Here is a 2,823-nt window from a genome sequence, read left to right on the forward strand (position 1 = left end):
ATCATAAATAAGGCCTTTTTTCTACCTAAAATATAGCGTTATCGCTAAAGATCCTGTCTATGAAGCTTCTCTAGCACCTAAATGATAACGAGTACATTGCTTCACTAGCTCTGGGTTACAAAGGCAAAATTGACTCATCAAACTTATCGTACAATGACTCTGACATAGTATGCACATAGGGTCTTGAGCCACCTATATCTTGACCTTCGTTATATATATCCAACAAATATAAAATCACATCGTTAACACTTTTGAGTTTATGTATTTCCTTCAATGTCTGAAGCGCCACCTGAGTCTCATGTGTAACGCGGATTTTCTTCCGACTTTTTTCGTACATTGTACTTTTAAAGCTCTTGCGGGTTTCATCACTTAAAACATCAAACCAATCACATATAGATACAAATGAGCTATCATCTAATTCGAACTTACCCGTCATTTTAACGAAAGACTTTAAATCATCCAACATTGGTTCGGGCTCATTTTTCTCCACCAAAACAAATAGTTTATCAAGAGAATCATTGATGACGTCAAACTTCCATTCTAGCAATTCATTCATTTACCTTCCCTCTGCTACAAGCCAACAATTCCATTGATAATAATTAAAGTGCAATATTTTAACCTTGGTATTAATCACGATTTCCACATAAACGTCAATATTGAAAGTTCGAACTTTTTGATATGGTTGTCGTGGTTAACTAAATTTTCCTTCGAGCCTTTTTACTTTCTCTTCGGTTTGGGTAGAGCACTTTTAGTACGATTTGCTTTTTTATAAGTATCAATTAATGCAACAATCAAAGTGTCATATGAATCAGCATCAAGTTTTTTTCTTAACTCGTCTAATTGCTCTTGTGTCGATTTATTGATTGAAATTCTTCCCCTACCTTTCTCATATTTTTTATCACGACACCTTCTAAGATAATTCTCCCAAGTCTCTTTTTTTATCTTAAGCATACAGGCAATAAATTCCGGATAACTCACTTTAGACAGTTTATTTTTACCCGCTAACAATTCTCTACATCTTCGCCCAATAGTCTTTTCGTTATTAGCTTCAAGAGCCTTAAACCATTCTGTCATATGTCGATTTATGTGTTTTATACTTTTTTCACGATCAACGGTCATATCATCCCCAGAAACTGCGAGCTCGCAGTTATAAAAATTACGTCACTACGCACAATATCTAAACTAAAGCCGATCATACAAATCGTCAGTAAATTCGACGTCCCGTTGAAACACCAACAGTTTTTCAGTACCCGAAAATTCATCGTCCCGACGTTTAATATTTCTTATGATATTTAATTCAAACAAATAATCGTCCCGTCGAAAATAACATTTACTTGATTTGACACAGTAGCACTAAAATCAACGTCCCGTCTATAAATCTAAATCATAATTACTACATAATGCATTGTCTAATAAGGGCTTTCTAGAACATCTCTTATATCATAATAGTAGTAATTCAATGTATTCAGTATCAACACAACTGCGAACTATCAGTTAAACATACATGTATTCATCACTTAGTAATAACTACTTAAATAGCTAGTAATTGTAATCTGTAAATGGATCTGTGATTGCAGAGAAAGGTATTTCATTTATGAGAAATCGAATCTGTAAATCAGGAGATCGGTTAAAGCCGATCACACAAACAGATCAAATAGGAGATTTACAATGACTACTGAACGTAAGCAATTTAACGATGCAAAAGCACCAAAGAAAAAGCCTACTAAAAAGAAACATAAAAAAACTGAGAAAGTAAAATCAACTTCGTCAGTTGCCGCAAACAAACACGCGACTAAAGATGACGGCTCGAATAAATCATTTCTACCGTCGAAGTTGGTATCAGCTTTATTCAATAACGAACGCGATTTTAAATCCGCTATTGGCGGTAAATTTAAACTCTCTCGTGATCACGTTAAACACTTAGGTAGTATCGTTAAAACATCGCAAATTGAACTCAAGCAAGCACTACTCATAATACATAAGAATAAAGGTTATAAAAAACTTGGCTATGCGGACTTTAAAGCCTATGTCGAAAATCATCTCAAAATCTCGTATGACGCCGCGCTCAAACAAGTTTGGGCTGCAAGAGTAGCGTATGAGGTTAACGGAGCAGATGCTATTGGTTTCTTTAGTGACAACTCAATGCTACCAATGAAGGACTTAACAGATGAAGAAATTCAAGATGTGGTTGAGCATATTGAAGAAGAATACGGTGAGGACATTACTATCAGCGGTAAATACACCCGTAAGATAGTCGAAGGCGCAATGCGTTCACTTGGCCTACTCGATAAAGATAATTCGGATGTGGATCTTGAAGTAGATGATGAGGAAGCCGAAGAGGACGCTGTTGAACAAGTGAATGATGATCTAGATTTTGATGATGACAAACCTTTAGCGAAGCCTAAGACGCCTACTAAACAATCATCAAAAGTTAAACAAACCTACATAGAGGACGTCGTAAAAAGTGAAAGCCATCGCCAATTCCTTGAACAGTTCAAAATCAAGGCGAAAGATAGCACTAAAATAAAAGCCATCTTTGCAGCGTTTATCGAAACAGATGCAGGCAAAAAACCTAAGAAAGTCAAAATAGCTATAAAATTACTAACCAAGCACTTAAAGAACTTAAAGAAATTGGAGGCATAATATGAATAAGTTTATAGCTAATATTCTGAATGCCGTTCTATTCGATAACTTAGTAATCGTTATCCATTGCTTAGACGATTTTTGCAAGCATACCGTCGCCAGTAACATCTTTGAAGTTGAGACTGTAACTAATTTTGTGTAACTGCTTATCAACACGTACTCTATTGAGAGTTAAGGATA

The 2,823-nt window shown here is 35.4% G+C and carries 3 protein-coding genes; 1 reads left to right on the forward strand and 2 read right to left on the reverse strand.

Features of this window, described 5'->3' with window-relative positions; translation table 11 throughout:
* Positions 1 to 115 precede the first annotated feature (115 nt).
* Both IEY42_RS21830 and IEY42_RS21835 read right to left on the reverse strand, forming a co-directional pair.
* Positions 116 to 556: a hypothetical protein gene (locus IEY42_RS21830; RefSeq protein WP_188927278.1), complete on the reverse strand. Its 441-nt coding sequence runs from the start codon at positions 554 to 556 to the stop codon at positions 116 to 118.
* Positions 557 to 717: 161 nt separating this feature from the next.
* A complete protein-coding gene (locus IEY42_RS21835) occupies positions 718 to 1,119 on the reverse strand; it encodes a hypothetical protein (RefSeq protein ID WP_188927279.1) in 402 nt (133 codons plus the stop codon).
* 549 nt (positions 1,120 to 1,668) lie between these two features.
* Here IEY42_RS21835 and IEY42_RS21840 point away from each other — a divergent pair.
* Positions 1,669 to 2,643 (forward strand): hypothetical protein, encoded by a 975-nt coding sequence (locus IEY42_RS21840; protein ID WP_188927280.1) that lies wholly within the window; start codon positions 1,669 to 1,671, stop codon positions 2,641 to 2,643.
* The last annotated feature ends 180 nt before the right edge of the window (positions 2,644 to 2,823 follow it).

Source organism: Shewanella algicola (assembly GCF_014648035.1).
GTDB classification, from domain to species: domain Bacteria; phylum Pseudomonadota; class Gammaproteobacteria; order Enterobacterales; family Shewanellaceae; genus Shewanella; species Shewanella algicola.